The organism is Legionella sp. 227 (assembly GCF_043161935.1).
GTDB classification, from domain to species: domain Bacteria; phylum Pseudomonadota; class Gammaproteobacteria; order Legionellales; family Legionellaceae; genus Legionella; species Legionella sheltonii.
On the sequence record NZ_CP171154.1, the window covers coordinates 2656722 to 2674265 of the forward strand.

Genomic DNA, 17544 nt, shown 5'->3' on the forward strand with positions numbered 1-17544 from the left:
AAATTGAAAATAAAAAATGTATTTTGATTAATTCAATAAAAATTATTTTAAATTTTAATTAAACTAATTTAGATTAATAAGAAAAATAATTAAATATCAAATCATTTCACCATGCAAAATATTTCGGACATTAAATCATTACTCGCACTCAGTGGAAAGCCTGACAGTATTCCTGAAGACCTTATGGCATTCTTTTTATATTTAAAAAAAAGGTTGAAAAAAAGTAGAGATAAATTTAACGCTTTCGCAATGAGCTATGATGAAATGGATTGTTTAGCAGGGATTATTGAACAAATGATTGAGTGTTGTGTCAAAGATCTACGGTTTGAAATTGCTTTTTCAAAATGGGACGGAAGCGCACAATTAAATCATTGGTCTTTTTTAGAATTCAATTTTAAAGGAACGGAAACCCCTCCTGGTTTAGATATTTTGATTTGTGATCCGCTTGGTTTCAAACAATCACTGGTTTTAACAAATTTATTAAGCAGTAAGATGAAGTTTGGTAGTTTAAGTAAATTGTGCACATTGATGATTTATATTCCCATAGACACATTACAAGTTAAAGGGCGTACGTGCGCCTATTTTGTGACCGATAATGTTTCAATGTTAGCAAATCAAGATAAGTACAACCCAGTTTATGATTATATGAGGTCTCATCAACACGAAAGCAAAATAGATGAGGCAATGAGAATCTTGGCGCAATTTCGTGAATCTCTCACGAATTGTTATACGGAGGAGGAGCTCAATGAGATCTATGATTTTAAACTCGTTGCGAGTGCTCTACCTGTCAGGCTCTTACGAACAAAACACTCTGTACCTGAACTAGAAAAAGAAGTTCGTGATTCGGAAAACCTTAAAGATGAGATTGTGAACTACAAGGGCGAAACCGCATGGCATTCAATAAGTAAGAATTTATTTTTTGTTAAAGATAGAGGTGGAGAGGAGGAGTATAGGAATATGAGAATCAATAAAAAGATGGAAAAACTCAAGGGGATTGTAAGTGAACTATCCTCTTCATGTTTAGAAGAGGAAATTCAGTCATTTTATAAGGCGATGCATGAACATAGGCTATTCGGTCTAAAGCAATTTATTATACAAAATATCAAAACAGCCGATAAACCGTTCTTAACACTCCGGTAAATTAACTGCTAAGCCACCCATAGATGTTTCTTTATAAATACTTTGCATGTCCATTCCCGTTTGCTTCATTGTTTTAATCACTTTATCTAAAGAAATTTGATGCTGACCATCACCAATTAGTGCCATTCGTGTTGCATTAACTGCCTTTACTGCACCCATGGCGTTACGTTCTATGCATGGTATTTGTACTAAACCCAAAACAGGATCACAGGTCATTCCTAAATGGTGTTCCATTGCGATTTCTGCTGCGTTTTCAACTTGAGCTACAGTGCCACCAAGAACTGCTGTAAGGCCAGCTGCAGCCATAGACGAGGCAACGCCTACTTCACCTTGGCATCCTACTTCAGCCCCAGAAATAGAAGCACCTTTTTTGTAGAGTATGCCTATCGCAGCCGCAGTGAGAAAATAAGTGTATATGTCCTCATTACTCATTCTATCATGTGCGTGTTGGCAATATTTGAGCACAGCAGGAATAATACCTGCAGCTCCATTAGTGGGTGCTGTAACGATACGTCCACCCGCTGCATTCTCTTCATTGACTGCCATAGCATAAAGATTGAGCCAGTTCATGATATCTGATTGCTCGAAAATGCTTTTTACCCCTTTTTCATTCATGAGCTTTTTATATAAATCAGGGGCACGTCTTTTTAAGTTAAGTCCGCCAGGTAAAATGCCATCATGCTTGCAACCATTACCAATACAATCATCCATAACCTTGGCAATTGCCAAAATTCCATTATGAATTTCTTCTGTACTGCGCCATGTTTTTTCATTAATAAGCATTAATTCCGCAATACTTAAATTATTATTCTGACATAATTCCAAAAGTTGGGCTGCAGTTGAAAATGGATAGGGAGGTGGGTTCGTATCTTCGGTGGTTTTGGAAAAATCTTCTTCAGTAGTAATAAAACCACCGCCAATTGAGTAATAAACTTGAGCAATTAATAAATTATCTTGGTTATCAAAAGCGGAAAAACGCATCCCATTAGAATGTTTTGGCAAGAGTTCTTTTTGTAAAAAAAGAAAATCCGTAGATTCATTAAAGTTAATATTTTTTTGGCCTGCTAAATTGAGTGTATGGGAGCTAAGAATCTCATGCATACGCGGAACCATCGATTCAGGAGCCACAGTCTCAGGTGCCTTGTTTTCTAATCCATTTAAAATGGCTTTATCTGTTCCATGACCTTTGCCTGTTAACGCAAGTGAACCATAAAGTTCGGTCTTAACACGTTGTACCTGATTCATGAGCTGCATCTCTTCCAGTAATTTTAAAAAAGCATTAGCAGCAAGCATAGGACCAACAGTATGGGAGCTTGAAGGACCAATTCCAATGGAAAATAAATCAAATACACTGATGTTCATGGGGGTTAATCTCTAGTTACAATTAGTGCAAAGTGTAGAGGGATCTGAGTTATTTGTCTATTTTAATTATAGTGAACCTATTGACTTTCGGTGCGTCCCGTCTTCGCTGTTACATAGTGCTGCTAGGGATATGCATTTAAGGATAGTCATGAATCCAATGAACTTTGTAATATAATTACAATTAATCGCATTTAAATACTGGTAATTTCACGTGAATTTAGGCAGAATTATGATGCATTTTAGAATGCAATATCTTCCATAAGAAATGGAGAAGATATGCACAACAGAAAGACTACAAGGGGATTCTTTATGAAGATGAAATTGGTCACTGCGGCCATTATGGGGCTGGCAATGTCTACTGCAATGGCTGCTACTGATGCTACATCGCTTGTTACGGATAAAGATAAATTATCTTATAGTATTGGTGCTGATTTAGGAAAAAACTTCAAAAATCAAGGTATTGATATTAATCCGGACGCATTAGCTAAAGGAATGCAAGATGGAATGTCTGGTGCCCAATTGATTTTGACCGAACAACAAATGAAAGATGTTCTGAATAAATTTCAGAAAGATTTGATGGCAAAGCGCAGCGCCGAGTTCAATAAAAAAGCTGAAGAGAACAAAGCTAAAGGTGAAGCGTTCTTATCAACAAACAAATCAAAATCCGGTGTCGTTGTATTGCCAAGTGGTTTGCAATATAAAATTATTGAAGCCGGTACAGGAGCTAAGCCAGGCAAATCTGATACAGTAACAGTTGAATATACTGGTACTTTAATTGATGGTACTGTATTTGACAGCACTGAAAAAGCAGGTAAACCAGCGACATTCCAAGTATCACAAGTAATACCTGGTTGGACCGAAGCATTACAATTAATGCCTGCTGGTTCTACTTGGGAAATTTTCGTACCTTCAGAGTTAGCTTATGGCCCACGTAGTGTTGGTGGTCCTATCGGTCCAAATGAAACTTTAATTTTCAAAATTCATTTGATCTCCGTTAAAAAAGCTGCCTAATCAATGAGAAGGGAATTTCCCTCCCTATCGTACCTCACTCCCGAAAGTCGGAGTGAGGTTTTCTTTCAAGATCAATTTTTCCGCCTTTGAGAGCTCCGCAAAATGAATAAACGACTATTTATTGTTTTCATTTTAGGTTTTTCTTCTGGCTTGCCTATGGCGTTAATCAGCAGTACCTTACAGGCATGGTTTGCATACAGCGGGATGTCCGTTTTTGCTACCGGAACTTTAAGTTTAATTAGTTTGCCCTATGCTTACCGTATTTTCTGGGGACCTATTTTAGACCGATACTCTCTCTTTAGTATGGGTAAAAGACGAAGTTGGATTTTAAGTATGCAATTTTTATTGCTCCTTGGATTTAACTTAATGGCGTGGTTTACTCCAGAGCAATATCCTAAATTAATGGCTTTTTTGGCTTTGATTTTAGCGTGCTTTTCTGCCACCCAAGATGTAGCTATTGATGCGCATAGAGCAGAATATTTACCAGTCAGCGAACATGCTTTGGGAGCTTCTCTAGCAGTATTAGGCTATCGGATCGCGTTATTGTTGTCAGGTGGTTTGGCTTTAGTTATGGCACAAAAATTCGGTTGGGCTTATACCTACCGTTTTATGGGGCTCATAATGATTGCGGGCATGCTTGCGGTTTTCTTTAGTGAGGAACCCAGTGTTGACATCAAAGAGAAGAGTAATTTTGCCTTATCTTTTCTCGCTCCTGTTAAGGAATTGATATTTCGTCCAGGCGTTATCCCACTATTACTGTTTATTTTTTGTTATAAGTTAGGTGAAGCGTTTACAACGACTACCAGTGGTATTGTTATGCCTTTTTTAATTCAAGGGCTTGGTTTTTCTTTAGAGACCATTGGCTACATCAATAAAATGCTAGGAGTTGGTTCCATTTTACTTGGCGGCTTGTGTGCAGGATTTTTATTGATGCGCTATTCGCTGTATCGCTCGTTACTGATCTTTGGATTATTGCAAGCATTAACCAATGTCCTATTTGTTGCTTTAGCCATGACAGGAAAAAATATTACATTATTGGCAATTGCAGTATTTTTTGATAATTTTGCAGCGGGAATGGGGTCTACAGCGCTTGTTGCTTTATTCATGCGTTTAGTTGACAAACAGTATACTGGAACTCAATTTTCGATGCTTGTTGCTCTCTCTACATTACCTCGTATTCTCTCAGGACCTGTTGCAGCAACGATTCAAATAGCCATAGGCTGGGTAGGTTTGTATCAACTCTCCATTTTATTTGCTCTACTCTTCATTCCTTTTTTAATTATGATTAAAGAGCAAACAAAAGAAAATCGACAAAACGTAAATGCCGTAGAGAAAGAGGGTGAATTGAATCCTATTAGGTAAATGGTCACTCTGCATCAAAGAATGGTGGTACATCTTAAATGAAATCCTTTCGAAAAATACTCACATAGTTCATCTATGCTCCCTTTTTTAAAAAAATTTCGTTCAACCTGTACTGAAATTCGACCCTTCTTCAAGATTTTGATAGACATGTCACATATATTTTTTATTTAGTTTGATAACAATGCCACTGACTCCCACTAAGAGTATTCCAATGATAATCAAGGTAATCGGCCACCCTATAGCGTGGGGGAAGTGTTGGCTTGAAAAATACAAAATAAAGCACAGGGTGGCCAAACTTGCGATGAAGAGTAAAACACGGCTGCTTTCTATAATTGCCATATAAATTAATCCACAAGCTAAACCTAAATAGAGGATTTCATAAGGTTTATCTTTAACGACATCGAATGTTACAGAGAGTAGTACGACCGAGGATATGAAAAAGAGTAATCCAGCAATACTTTGGTATTTTGAATGATTTATAAATGAACTGACTGCTAGTAATGAACTACTGAGTACAAACCATTGTAAACGTTCTGCTATCCCCAGTAATTCAAATGTTGCGAGGAAAAAAGAATAGAGGAAAACCAACGTAATAAAAGCAAGTACGGTCAGTCTTGTGCTGATAAATGTAATGCCATATTGTAAAAAGAGTATAAAGCTTACAAAAAGTACCCCCCATGTCGGCATCAGCATCGAAGTATATTGTGATACAAGAGTGAGCAAGCCACCAGCTTCAAGAACTGCGGCAACAAGAAACAAAGGAGCGCTCATTTTGGATGATTTGTCTTGATGGTAAAGACCCAGAATAAAAGTTAAAAATCCAAAACCTAGATTTAAAAAAATTCGATTGCTCTCTGTTGTACAGGAAAAAAGGATACTTCCAAATACAACCGTAGTGATTGCAAGAATGAATGTCTTATCCCATATAATTGCAAGGTGTTGATGGGTGAAGTAGATAATTACTATGATGAATAACCACCCTATTGGCAGAAGCGTAGGATACTCTTGCAATAAGATGACAAGTCCCGTTGGTTCAAGGAATAAGGCGATCAGCAAGAATGGCGTCGCAGCTTTTTGATAATTGGGGTGTTTGAAGCATAAAAATGCCAAAATATAGGACGAGAAGCCGAAACCTAAAGTTAAGGTCACACGTTCGTAGATATTGAATTCTTCCCATTTCATCACAATCAGTGCGCAAATCCCTGCAAAGATTAAGATGCCACCTAGATAACTGTATAGCTTATTTAGCCAGCTGGATTGATCTGTTGGGCTTGTAGATTGATTCGGTTTCAATGCGATAGCTATTTCTTTAATTTCAATTTGATATTGTTTGGCAAGATCAACGATTTGTTGTAACGCTTGCTCTTTATTCATGGTTTAATCCAGCCAATAAATTGGACATTACTCCAAGTAAAATACCGTCCTAAACTAGGGTTGGATAATTTAAAGCACGTAGCGTCTTTTTTAAGACATATATAATTGTTTTTATAGTTATTTCCAATTAGCAGATCAGACAACAATCCAGTATTTAAATTATTATTGTCAGTATACAAAATATAGCCGTCAGGAGACTCCAGTGATGTATCCAGTGTAAATTGTTGGGCTGATTGCACCGCTTCTTCTTTGAAACTTGAGTTATCTTTAAAATTAGGGAAATCTAAAGGGAGTTCACGTACTTTTTGTGTTTTTGCATCAAAGAAGTAGAGTTTTTTTATTCCCCAATAATTATTTTGAGTTTTTGAGTATTGAGCCACCAATTTATCATTTTTAACGATTAGATTCACTTGCACCGGAAAGGAACCCGATGAGGAGTCCAAGACAGAAAATAGCAGACCATAATGTGGTGGATCAGTTTTTAAAAAAGAAAGATTTGAAATAACAAATACAAGCATAAGTAGAATGGGTAATGAAAGTCCTGCTATCAAAGTCAGATGACTCTTAATCCACTTAGTCGACATCTTAATTCCTTAAGTTGCGTAAAGCACATGTCATTCTTCTTTATAGTATAGGCTGGTTTTATTTTTTAGTTTAAAAAGATAGTAATATGTAGTTTGGAAGGTTAATTTGGAATTTAGAAGTTTTTAATTATTTTTAAAAATCAAGTTGCTTATGGATTTTAAGAAGGGAGGTGAGGTCTAGAAAATAAATAACTTAAAATGGTACCTAGGGTGGGACTCGAACCCACACGGTGTCACCACCACCGGATTTTGAATCCGGCGCGTCTACCAATTCCGCCACCCAGGCATTTGAGCGGCCATTATAACAAAGAAATAAATTCTCACAATGGGTTTTAGTATATTATTATTTAAAAAATAGCTAATTATAAAAGTGGGTTTTATGAGGCAATATCATTTTATTCTTTTTAGTTTTTTTCTTGCGCAATTTGTTGGGGTTGGTTACGCGACGAATTGTCCTGATCCGCAAACGACTTCATTAAAATGGGGCGTGCCCCCAGCTCCGTGGACTGTCAATCCTTATTCACCTAATCCTCCACAAGGGGATGTGAATACCTATTTTGTTCGGGCGAATATTTTAGTTGCTGGTTATGGACAAGGAGTGGTTTGTACTTATAGGAATTCTTTGGGTGAATACTCCATTTGGTGGCAGGCCCTAACTAAAATCCCATCGCGTCAGGATTACAGTTGGATTGAGACATTAAATGGTTTTGTTTGTACTCAGGGATTGGAGCAATGTCAATTCTATACAGCATGATTTAAATTATGGGTATGGTGAGAGGATTATCCATAGAATTGGTTGATTTATGTACTAAAATAACTATATGTTATGTTTAGTCATCTAAGGAGTCATGATTATGGATTTCAGTACACTTACAAGCCAAAGCCCCAAAGTGATGGCAGTGATGGAAGCGATTAAAAACGATCCTAACTTTTTTAGTGAATTAAAAGATGATCCACAACAAGCATTAAGTAAAATTGGTGTAGAACTCAATGAAGAGGAAATGGGTATCGTTCAAAAATTGGGTGACTTACGAGAGCTCGAAGCAGAGGCTGAAGGCTTTTTTGCCAAGATTAAAGGACTTTTTGGGTTTAAAGAAGGCAATTAAGTTTAAAGCAAATTGTGCGTGTAACTTATTTGTGGATATTAATTTTGTATGTCCATACTCAGGGGTATAAACCTTTGTGTCGTTTTAATAAATATGGTCTATATTATTAATGTCATAGACGAAAATGGAGTTTTCAAATGAAAAATACTAATAGGGCATCCAGATGGATAAACCAGCTTATTGCTGTTCTTTTTTTAGTAAGTAGTCCGTTAGCGGTATATGCAGCATGTTGTTCAGGGCATGGCGGGGTAGCCTCCTGTAATAAAACGACTGGCTTTCAAATGTGTAAGGATGGTACGGCGTCACCAACGTGTAAGTGTAAGAAAGAAAAGACTACAACAACGACTAAGCAAAAAACTACCAAAACAACCAAAACAACAACTGCTACTCCTCCAACTACTACAAATACTACGACAACTACAACCAAACCTAAAACTCACTGGTGGAGTGGAAAATCGACTACTACTAAACCTACAACCAGTACAACAAGTACTACAACCAACGGTACAAGTAATAAAGGTTGTTGTTCGAAACATGGTGGGGTAGGTCAATGCAATAAATCTACTGGTTATCTAACTTGTAAAGATGGCTCCCAATCACCTAGCTGTGCTTGTCATTAAGGTCACCATGAACTTACTGATAATTTCTACTCAAATATAGCCAAGCGGTTACGCTTGGCTGCACTGTACAGGTTTAGTGAAAGAGTTAAATACGATCTTCTGTTATATCTATCATCATTTGTAATGATTTTTTGGCATTATCAATAACCCATTGCTGATCATGTTCCGGTAATCTATATCTGCTTCCAGTGAACTCATTGACCACATCTCCAGCTTTAACTTCATTGTAAGACATGTTTTTTCCCTGTCTTAGTAAATCGACAAGCGCGACTAGATGCGGAGGATCATTGCGTGACATGGTAGCGCAGCCACAGCCTATACCTTTTTCATTTTCTTTTTTAGGTGCTTCAGCCAAATTGACTACTTCTATATTTAAGCTTTTACAATGTTGTTTGAGGTTTTCTACCATATGATTCTCAGTACCAATAGCATACCGCTTTGTCTTGGCGCGATCATGAACCACATAATCCCAGATGAAGGCGGTAGAACCAGAGTGTTGTGCTACTTTGATCACTGAATTGCGGCATTCAGGATGAACAATCGTAGCAAAGCCTTGATGATGCCAATAATCACACATTTCCGGTTGATAATGCGTATGTACGGCACATTGGCTGGCAAATAGAACAAGTTGAGCGTCATCAAATTGCTTCAGTGTTTTTGCATCTTGCTCAGCAAGTGAATATTGAGCTCCTGCAGATCCGCCTGGCCAATAAGCACGATTTTTTATGCCTAACCAATAGGCGACATTCTCGCCCATATGTTGATCGGGAATAAAGAGAATTTTTTTATTTTGCTTTAATGCCCATTGAAATATTTTTTTTACGTTGGAGCTAGTACATACTGCCCCACCTTGGGCTCCAGTAAGTGCTTTGACTCGGCCTGAAGTATTCATATAGCAAACAGGTAAAATATTCTCGGCACCATAACGTTCATTTAAATCAAGAAAAGCAGGTTCAACCATGAAGTCTTTAGCCAGCATCTCCATAGTACAACCGGATTTAGGATTAGTAATGTAAACTTGTTGGTCCTTATTCGCTAAAATACTAATTGATTCAGCCATGAAATGCACCGCAGATTCAATAATAACGGATTTTTCAGGATGCTCGGCTGCCATTAAGGCTAATTGATAGGAATCACCAATAAGCCCACCAAATTGCTCGACTAAGCGGACAATATCACCGCCCATATAATAATGGGCCAAGAGTAATAGTCGTTCTCCAAAATGATCCTGTGCTTTTCTGAGATAAGGAGTCATCCATGCTAAAACGGTGGTCAGCTTACGATCTGGCAATGCTTGGTATTCTTGGGCATATGGGATAAAGTCTTCCTGATACCAGTCTATGGGGTAGTCACTTTGACAAATGCTCATATCGTTCCGGATATGCATTAATGTTGTTTCAGGTGTGTAAAGGGTGGGATTCTTAAACATCTATTTTTGCCTCAAATCATTTTAATGTGTCGTTTGGAATATTTAGCCTGGGTGCAATAGAACCTCTTCATCCCTCGCTACGCCCGGGATGAAGGTAGCTGTACCCAACCTACATTAAATCTATTATTCAGGTGAAGTATCCATTAACCCGAGTTTGGCAATACTTTCTTGTGCCTCAGCTTTTTTATTAGGGTAATCTTCACGGAAGTGACCACCACGTGATTCTCGCCTTGCTAGAGCAGCTCTTACAATTAATTCGGCATTAAGAATAATGTTTCTCAGCTCAATAAAATCTCGGGTGATGCAATGCCTCCAATAATACTCTTCAATTATTTTTTTTCGTTTCATTATTAATTGTAGTAGATCTTCAAGCCCTGCCTCAGTCCGGACTATCCCAGCATAAGAGGTCATTTCTCCTCTTAATCCCCGCCACTGTGCATTAATCTGGCTAGCACGTCGTGCATTGACTTCACTAGGAGCACTCCAGTTCGGAATATGTTCGGTATATTTCCAAGGGGCAGAAATATCTTTTAAAGTACATCGGGCGGCATTGGAACCCATAACTAAAGCTTCAAGTAAAGAGTTACTCGCCAGACGATTGGCACCATGTAAACCAGTAAAAGCAACTTCACCTATGGCATAGAGACGTTTTAAATCAGTGCGGCCATCAATATCGGTAAGTATTCCTCCACACTGATAATGTGCTGCGGGCACAACAGGAATCATATCTTGGCTCATATCAATGCCAATGGATAAAAGAGTTGTATAAATTTGAGGGAAGCGTTTTTTCAAAAATTCTTTGGATTGATGGGTAATATCGAGATAAACATATCCCATTTGACTACGCTCAATTTCACTAAAAATGGCACGTGCAACCACATCACGTGTTGCTAACTCCATTTGTTCTGGGGCATATTGTTTCATGAACCGTTCCCCAGTCTCAGCATTTTTAAGTAATGCCCCTTCGCCACGCACCGCTTCCGAAATGAGAAAATTATTCAAAGAATGATGATGCAATAGGGTAGGGTGAAACTGGTAAAATTCCATGTTACCCACACGAGCTCCAGCACGATAAGCCATGGCCACTCCATCTCCTGTGGCAACCATAGGGTTAGTGGTGTATCTGTATGTTTTACCTGCGCCTCCTGTGGCCAGTATCACGCAATTTGCCAAAAAAGTATGAATCCGGTTTGCGGAACAATCTAAAACATAAGCCCCTAAAACTTCCCCTTGAATATCCGTGCGATGGGGATGGTAATGAGTAATGAGGTTTACAGCAACATGATGTTCAAAAAGACAAATTTGTTCACTTTGCAAAGCAAGTTGATTCATTATTTGTGTGATGGATAAACCGGTTTGATCGCCACAATTAAAAATACGCCGGTGAGAGTGTCCACCTTCTTGTGCTAAATTAAAATTGCCTTTGCTGTCTTGTTTAAAATGAACGTTATATTCGCTCAGTTGTTTTATTGCGTCTGGGCCTTGCCGAATAATGAATTCAACAGCTGGCGGATAGCACAGACCATCACCTGCAACCAGAGTATCTGAAATATGTGATTCCAGCGAATCTTCTGCTGAAAAAACAGCAGCGATTCCGCCTTGAGCGTACCGACTATTGCATTCAATAGCCTCTGCCTTGCTAATTAATGCAATCTTTAGACGTGGCTGCAGACTAATGAGCTGCAAACAATATTGCAAACCCGCTAGTCCTGTACCAATAACAAGCACATCAAACTCAAAAGTTTGTCCTTGTTGTGTGAGTGTATCACTCATAAAAAGGCCTTTACTAACTGAGTTGCCAGCCCGGTGTAGTTTTCTGGTGTCAGTTTAAGCAGTTGTGCTTTCGCTTCTTCGGGTATAGAGAGCTCCTTAATAAATGACTTGAGGCTTTGCTCATCTATTCCATGTCCTCGGGTTAATGCTTTTAACTGTTCATATGCATTGGGGACATTATATCGGCGCATCACCGTTTGCACCGCTTCTGCAAGTACTTCCCAGTTTGCTTTTAAATCTTCTTGTAAAGCACGTTTATTGATTTGTAATTTATCATTACCTTTTGTCAAAGAGAGGTAGGCGATTAAGCTGTAAGAAAATCCCATCCCTATATTGCGTAAAACAGTAGAGTCAGATAAATCGCGTTGCAGTCTTGATTGTGTGAGTTTATTAGCAAAATGAATGAACAGAGCGTTGGCTACCCCCAGATTTCCTTCTGCATTTTCAAAATCAATAGGATTTACCTTATGAGGCATGGTGGATGAACCCACTTCTTCAGCTACAGTTTTTTGTTTAAAGTAGCCCAGAGAAATATAACTCCAGATGTCCTGAGTATAATCCAGTAGAATGTTATTAATACGGATCATAATTTGTGATACTTCTGCCAAACCATCATGCGGCTCAATTTGTGTGGTGTAGGCATTAAAAGACAGTCCTAGAGAGGTGACAAAGTTAGCACAGTGTTTACGCCAGTCTACCTCTGGATAGGCCACAACATGGGCATTATAATTGCCAACTGCACCGTTAAATTTACCTGGGATCAAGACTTCACAGAGTTGTTGCTGTGGTCTTTTGAGCCGAGCAACAAAATTGACTAGCTCTTTACCCATGGTTGTAGGCGTTGCGGGCTGTCCATGGGTTCTGGATAACATAGATACATCGGCATGTTGTTTTCCTAGGAGAGTAATGCTGCCCATGATTTCAGCAAGCGTAGGTTGAATGACCTGTGCAATGGCTTGTTTTACCATTAACGCATAAGCTAAATTGTTGATGTCCTCTGACGTACAAGCAAAATGTATAAAAGGAGTAATTGCTTTCAAGCTGTCATTTTGCTGGAATTTATCTTTTAGATAATATTCTATTGCTTTAACATCATGATTTGTTTGCTTTTCAAATTCTTTAATTTTGATCGCCTCAGTTTCATCAAAATTGGCAATCAGATCATTGAGGAAATCTTTAGCCTTTTGATTTAATTGAGGGACCTCCGTAATAGAACTATTCGCAGCTAACGATTCAAGCCAGCGAATTTCTACAGTGAGGCGATAATAAATTAAGGCGAATTCACTAAAATAAGGACTCAAAGCCCGTGTTTTATTGATATAACGTCCATCGATTGGAGAGATCGCATTTAAAGCAGTAAGAGTCATAAGTAGCTAGCCCTAATGATAAAGCACATATAATATTAGATGCGCGACCAGATGTGAATTAAAGTAAGGAATTTTATCTCAAATTTGATATCTTTTTAATATGTTTGTGTATAATGATCTCATATTTAAAAATAAGTCACATCATTTTATGAAAACCATAATCGAATCTTATCAAGCAGGTCTGTTTCACAAAAAATATTGGTTACAAAATATTATCTCAGGAATTATTGTAGGAGTTGTCGCTTTACCTCTTGCGATGGCATTTGCTATTGCTTCGGGTGTGAGGCCGGAACAAGGGATCTATACAGCAATTATCGCTGGGATAATTGTTTCAGTGATGGGTGGAAGTCGTTTACAAATCGCAGGTCCTACAGGCGCATTTATTGTAGTCCTTTCAGGTATTACTGCAAAATACGGGGTTTCTGGTTTGCAAATTTCCACCTTGATCGCGGGGTTCATGTTATTAATTTTTGGCCTGGCTCGTTTAGGCGGCATTATTAAATTTATACCTGCCCCTGTAATTATTGGTTTTACAGCAGGAATCGGTGTAGTGATTTGGGTTGGACAATGGCATTACTTTTTTGGTCTTCCCTCCGGTGGTAGCGGCCATTTTCACGAAAAATTATGGTACTTATTGCATGCCCTTCCCCAACTCAATGTACCTACAACTATTTTGGGCTTTTTCTCGTTATTCTTAGTCATTTTTTCAAACAGAATTCCTGGATTAAAACGTGTCCCAGGCCCACTTGTTGCTTTATTAACCGTTTCCATATTACAGTCTGTCTATCATTTTTCTGGGGTGGCTACCATAGGTTCCTTATTTGGAGGAATACCTCAAGGTTTACCCGAATTTAAACTCCCTGATCTGACAATAGATAGAGTGCTCGAATTGATAGGACCCGCGTTTACTATTGCCATGCTGGGTGCCATAGAGTCTCTTTTATCTGCAGTAGTCGCTGATGGAATGGCGGGGACAAAACATAATTCCAATCAAGAGCTCATTGGTCAAGGAATCGCGAATATTTTTGCACCCTTATTTGGAGGGTTTGCAGCAACAGGGGCGATTGCACGTACTGCAACAAACATTCGCAATGGGGGAAATAGCCCGTTAGCAGGGATAATTCATGCACTCACATTGGTACTCATTATTCTTTTCTTGGCTCCATTGGCAGTAAATATACCTCTTACCGTATTGGCCGCAATTTTATTTGTCGTCGCTTGGAATATGAGTGAAGTAAAACATTTTGTTAAATTAATACAACGTGCCCCCAAAGCTGATGTGGTGATTTTATTAGTCACTTTTTTCCTTACGGTGTTTGTTGATTTGGTGGTTGCAGTAAATATAGGGGTAATTATTGCTGTGTTGCATTTTATACGGCGTATGGCTTCTAGTGTTGAAGTACAGCAAATGTCTCAGGAAGAATTGGCGCATGAATTGGCACGACAAAATATGGACACTTTGCCTGATGGTGTGTTGGTTTATGCTGTCGAAGGCCCTTTTTTCTTCGCAGCCGCTGAAGCATTTCAACATGCTTTAGCAGTAACTCATTCTGATCCCAAGACTTTAATCCTTAGAATGCGTTGGGTTCCCTTTATGGATGTAACCGGTTTGCAAACTTTGGAAGAAGTGATTGAAGATTTACACAAACGAAAAGTGAGAGTGATTTTAAGTGGAGCGAATTCACGGGTAGAGGAAAAACTACGCAAAGGGGGGATCATTGAACTTCTGGGCGCCGCGAATTTCCATAAGGATTTTTCTCAGGCTTTGGCTGCAAGTAACGCATAATCTAGCCAATCCTAAACAGACCCAAGTATAAGTACTCATATCCTGAATCAAGAAAACTATCTAATGAATTTAAGATATGAGTACGAATATTGTCTGACAATAAAGTTTCAATTCCCATAGCCGTACATTTTCAGTAAAATGACAACTTATCATTTTATGGGCTCGGGGTAACTATGACGGTCAAAACACATATTATTGATTTAGCACATCTTGGCATGCACGACCTGGAGCAGGTTGGTGGAAAAAATGCCTCTCTTGGAGAGATGATCAGTCATTTATCCTCAGTAGGAGTTGCTGTTCCTGGTGGTTTTGCGACGACCGCAGACTCATTTCGGGAGTTTTTGTCTCAGGATAATTTAGATAAAAAAATCTACGCAAAATTAGCAAACCTGGATGCAGATAATGTGCAGCAATTAGCTGTGGTAGGGAAAGAGATTAGACAAATGATTGTCAACACGCCATTTACCCCTGAGTTTGAACGTTCAGTACGAGTTGCTTACGAACAGCTGGCGAAAACGATTGGTCATGATAATTTTAGTGTGGCAGTTCGTTCATCAGCAACAGCAGAAGACTTACCTGATGCCTCCTTTGCCGGTCAGCAAGAAACTTTTTTAAATGTAAAAGGGATTGATGAAGTTCTACTCTCAATAAAGCATGTTTTTGCATCATTATTCAATGACAGAGCCATTACTTATCGTACACATCATCAGTTTGAACATCATGAAGTCGCTTTATCTGCAGGTATTCAACAGATGATTCGTAGTGATTTGGCTGTAAGTGGTGTGATGTTTACTATGGATACTGAGTCAGGTTTTGATCAGGTAGTATTTATTACTTCATCCTATGGTTTGGGTGAGATGGTTGTTCAGGGAGCCGTAAACCCTGATGAATATTACGTACATAAACCTGGAATAAAAGCAGGTAAACCTGCAGTAATTCGCAGAAATCTAGGAAGTAAAGCGTTAAAAATGGTTTATTGTGATGATCCCAGCAAGAAAGAACGCGTTAAAACGGTGGATGTTGATGCGAAAGAGCGATTATTATTTTCTTTAACCCCAGATGAAGTGGAGCGTTTAGCTCATCAAGCCATGATTATTGAGGAGCATTATGGCCGGCCGATGGATATAGAGTGGGCGAAAGATGGCTTGAATGGTCAACTGTACATATTACAAGCTCGTCCTGAAACAGTAAAAAGCCGTGACAATAAACAAATATTGGAACGATATACTCTTAAAAAGAAGGGTGAAGTACTGGCCGAAGGTCGCAGTATCGGACAACGTATAGGCCAAGGTAAAGCACGAATTATTAAAGACGTCAGTGAAATGGACCGAGTCCAACCCGGTGATGTATTGATTTCAGATATGACTGACCCTGATTGGGAACCCGTTATGAAGCGTGCCTCTGCTATTGTGACTAACCGTGGTGGTCGAACATGTCATGCGGCTATTATTGCTCGTGAGTTGGGTATTCCTGCTGTGGTCGGATGTGGGGATGCGACAAAAACTATACGTGATGGTAATGAAGTGACTGTTAGCTGCGCTGAAGGCGATAACGGTTATGTTTACGCAGGTATATTGCCTTATGAGCAAGAGCGCCTTGATGTAGAAACCATGCCTGAGTTACCGATGAAAGTCATGTTGAATGTTGGTAATCCTGAAAGAGCCTTTACATTCCAGTCCATTCCCAACGCAGGAGTGGGCTTAGCTCGTTTAGAGTTTTTAATTTCCAATACAATTGGTATTCATCCACGTGCGTTGCTGGATTTTGATAACCTAAAAGATAAAGAATTAAAACAATTTATTATTGAAAAAACAGCGGCTTATGCTTCTCCAGTTGAATATTATATTGAACGATTAAAAGAGGGAATTGCGACAATTGCTGCTGCGTTTTATCCTAAGCCTGTCATTGTACGATTATCAGATTTCAAATCCAATGAATATGCTAATCTTATTGGCGGTAATTTATATGAGCCACATGAAGAAAATCCGATGTTGGGTTTTAGAGGCGCATCACGTTATGTTTCTGAATCTTTTGCCGAATGCTTTGCCTTGGAGTGTAAAGCAGTACGACGAGTTCGAGAAGAAATGGGGTTAACCAATGTAGAAGTGATGATCCCCTTCGTAAGGACTGTTTCTGAAGCCAGTAATGTGATTCAGGTTTTAAAACAACATGGGCTTGAGCGCGGCAAACATGGACTGCGTGTAATCATGATGTGTGAAGTACCCTCCAATGCATTGTTAGCAGAAAAGTTTTTAGAATATTTTGATGGTTTTTCTATAGGTTCTAATGACTTAACTCAGTTAACCTTAGGTTTAGATAGAGATTCAGGATTGATTGCTGCTCAATTTGATGAGCGTAATGATGCAGTAAAAGCTTTGTTACATATGGCCATTTCTGCATGTAAAAAGGCGAATAAATATATAGGTATTTGTGGCCAAGGACCTTCAGACCACCAGGATTTTGCACAATGGTTAATGAAAGAGGGTATCGAGAGTGTGTCACTTAACCCGGACTCTGTTTTGGAAACCTGTTTATTTTTGGCAAAACAATAATTTATATGAGACTGATGTAACTGTGCAGGCAATATTGTCAGTGTAGTCTGGGTGAAGACTAGGAGGGGCCGAAACCTT

Annotated in this window: 14 protein-coding genes and 1 tRNA gene; 8 read left to right on the forward strand and 7 right to left on the reverse strand. The window is 38.7% G+C overall.

Going from position 1 to position 17544, the window contains the following annotated elements; all coding sequences use genetic code 11:
* Nucleotides 1-111: 111 nt before the first annotated feature.
* Nucleotides 112-1140 carry a hypothetical protein gene (locus ACF8MK_RS11520; RefSeq protein ID WP_392536785.1) on the forward strand — a complete coding sequence of 343 codons (1029 nt, stop codon included), beginning with the start codon at nt 112-114 and terminating at the stop codon, nt 1138-1140.
* On the opposite strand, the gene ACF8MK_RS11525 is transcribed toward ACF8MK_RS11520, so the two are convergent.
* Nucleotides 1126-2502, reverse strand: coding sequence for an L-serine ammonia-lyase (locus ACF8MK_RS11525; RefSeq protein WP_392536786.1), 1377 nt, complete (start codon nt 2500-2502; stop codon nt 1126-1128). The genes ACF8MK_RS11520 and ACF8MK_RS11525 overlap by 15 nt on opposite strands.
* Nucleotides 2503-2811: 309 nt before the next feature.
* On the opposite strand from ACF8MK_RS11525, the gene ACF8MK_RS11530 reads away from it, so the two are divergent.
* Entirely contained in the window at nt 2812-3513 is a 702-nt protein-coding gene (locus ACF8MK_RS11530; protein WP_265704580.1) for an FKBP-type peptidyl-prolyl cis-trans isomerase, read from the forward strand.
* 102 nt (nt 3514-3615) lie between these two features.
* Entirely contained in the window at nt 3616-4875 is a 1260-nt protein-coding gene (locus tag ACF8MK_RS11535; protein ID WP_392536787.1) for an AmpG family muropeptide MFS transporter, read from the forward strand.
* 150 nt (nt 4876-5025) lie between these two features.
* Here ACF8MK_RS11535 and ACF8MK_RS11540 read toward each other — a convergent pair whose 3' ends face one another.
* The 3 genes from ACF8MK_RS11540 to ACF8MK_RS11550 form a co-directional block, all read right to left on the reverse strand.
* Nucleotides 5026-6249 (reverse strand): hypothetical protein, encoded by a 1224-nt coding sequence (locus ACF8MK_RS11540; RefSeq protein WP_392536788.1) that lies wholly within the window; start codon nt 6247-6249, stop codon nt 5026-5028.
* On the reverse strand, nt 6246-6833 hold the full coding sequence (locus tag ACF8MK_RS11545) for a hypothetical protein (protein ID WP_392536789.1): 588 nt from the start codon (nt 6831-6833) through the stop codon (nt 6246-6248). Before ACF8MK_RS11545 ends, ACF8MK_RS11540 begins: the two co-directional genes overlap by 4 nt.
* Nucleotides 6834-7032: 199 nt before the next feature.
* Nucleotides 7033-7119 (reverse strand) — tRNA-Leu (locus ACF8MK_RS11550).
* 93 nt (nt 7120-7212) lie between these two features.
* Here ACF8MK_RS11550 and ACF8MK_RS11555 point away from each other — a divergent pair.
* The 3 genes from ACF8MK_RS11555 (at nt 7213) to ACF8MK_RS11565 (ending at nt 8559) form a co-directional block, all read left to right on the forward strand.
* Nucleotides 7213-7587, forward strand: coding sequence for a DUF3757 domain-containing protein (locus tag ACF8MK_RS11555; protein WP_392536790.1), 375 nt, complete (start codon nt 7213-7215; stop codon nt 7585-7587).
* Nucleotides 7588-7687: 100 nt separating this feature from the next.
* A complete protein-coding gene (locus tag ACF8MK_RS11560; RefSeq protein ID WP_058387854.1) occupies nt 7688-7939 on the forward strand; it encodes a hypothetical protein in 252 nt (83 codons plus the stop codon).
* A 137-nt stretch (nt 7940-8076) separates the two neighbouring features.
* Entirely contained in the window at nt 8077-8559 is a 483-nt protein-coding gene (locus ACF8MK_RS11565; protein ID WP_392536791.1) for a hypothetical protein, read from the forward strand.
* Between the two features lie 85 nt (nt 8560-8644).
* Here ACF8MK_RS11565 and nadA read toward each other — a convergent pair whose 3' ends face one another.
* From nadA to purB, 3 genes are all read right to left on the reverse strand, one after another.
* Nucleotides 8645-9988: a quinolinate synthase NadA gene (gene nadA / locus ACF8MK_RS11570; RefSeq protein WP_392536792.1), complete on the reverse strand. Its 1344-nt coding sequence runs from the start codon at nt 9986-9988 to the stop codon at nt 8645-8647.
* Nucleotides 9989-10111: 123 nt separating this feature from the next.
* Complete coding sequence (gene nadB, locus ACF8MK_RS11575; protein ID WP_392536793.1) at nt 10112-11761, reverse strand: L-aspartate oxidase; 1650 nt, start codon at nt 11759-11761, stop codon at nt 10112-10114.
* Entirely contained in the window at nt 11758-13128 is a 1371-nt protein-coding gene (purB, locus tag ACF8MK_RS11580) for an adenylosuccinate lyase (RefSeq protein WP_392536794.1), read from the reverse strand. Before purB ends, nadB begins: the two co-directional genes overlap by 4 nt.
* Nucleotides 13129-13276: 148 nt before the next feature.
* Here purB and ACF8MK_RS11585 point away from each other — a divergent pair, with 148 nt between their 5' ends.
* Together ACF8MK_RS11585 and ppsA are read left to right on the forward strand one after the other, a co-directional pair.
* Nucleotides 13277-14914 (forward strand): SulP family inorganic anion transporter, encoded by a 1638-nt coding sequence (locus tag ACF8MK_RS11585; RefSeq protein WP_392536795.1) that lies wholly within the window; start codon nt 13277-13279, stop codon nt 14912-14914.
* A 173-nt stretch (nt 14915-15087) separates the two neighbouring features.
* Nucleotides 15088-17466: a phosphoenolpyruvate synthase gene (gene ppsA, locus ACF8MK_RS11590; protein WP_392536796.1), complete on the forward strand. Its 2379-nt coding sequence runs from the start codon at nt 15088-15090 to the stop codon at nt 17464-17466.
* Nucleotides 17467-17544: the final 78 nt, after the last annotated feature.

Bases quoted from the DNA above. Each gene is read 5' to 3' on its own strand.
- ACF8MK_RS11520 (WP_392536785.1), top strand. From the start codon at position 112: ATGCAAAATATTTCGGACATTAAATCATTACTCGCACTCAGTGGAAAG.
- ACF8MK_RS11525 (WP_392536786.1), bottom strand. From the start codon at position 2,502: ATGAACATCAGTGTATTTGATTTATTTTCCATTGGAATTGGTCCTTCA.
- ACF8MK_RS11530 (WP_265704580.1), top strand. From the start codon at position 2,812: ATGAAGATGAAATTGGTCACTGCGGCCATTATGGGGCTGGCAATGTCT.
- ACF8MK_RS11535 (WP_392536787.1), top strand. From the start codon at position 3,616: ATGAATAAACGACTATTTATTGTTTTCATTTTAGGTTTTTCTTCTGGC.
- ACF8MK_RS11540 (WP_392536788.1), bottom strand. From the start codon at position 6,249: ATGAATAAAGAGCAAGCGTTACAACAAATCGTTGATCTTGCCAAACAA.
- ACF8MK_RS11545 (WP_392536789.1), bottom strand. From the start codon at position 6,833: ATGTCGACTAAGTGGATTAAGAGTCATCTGACTTTGATAGCAGGACTT.
- ACF8MK_RS11555 (WP_392536790.1), top strand. From the start codon at position 7,213: ATGAGGCAATATCATTTTATTCTTTTTAGTTTTTTTCTTGCGCAATTT.
- ACF8MK_RS11560 (WP_058387854.1), top strand. From the start codon at position 7,688: ATGGATTTCAGTACACTTACAAGCCAAAGCCCCAAAGTGATGGCAGTG.
- ACF8MK_RS11565 (WP_392536791.1), top strand. From the start codon at position 8,077: ATGAAAAATACTAATAGGGCATCCAGATGGATAAACCAGCTTATTGCT.
- nadA (WP_392536792.1), bottom strand. From the start codon at position 9,988: ATGTTTAAGAATCCCACCCTTTACACACCTGAAACAACATTAATGCAT.
- nadB (WP_392536793.1), bottom strand. From the start codon at position 11,761: ATGAGTGATACACTCACACAACAAGGACAAACTTTTGAGTTTGATGTG.
- purB (WP_392536794.1), bottom strand. From the start codon at position 13,128: ATGACTCTTACTGCTTTAAATGCGATCTCTCCAATCGATGGACGTTAT.
- ACF8MK_RS11585 (WP_392536795.1), top strand. From the start codon at position 13,277: ATGAAAACCATAATCGAATCTTATCAAGCAGGTCTGTTTCACAAAAAA.
- ppsA (WP_392536796.1), top strand. From the start codon at position 15,088: ATGACGGTCAAAACACATATTATTGATTTAGCACATCTTGGCATGCAC.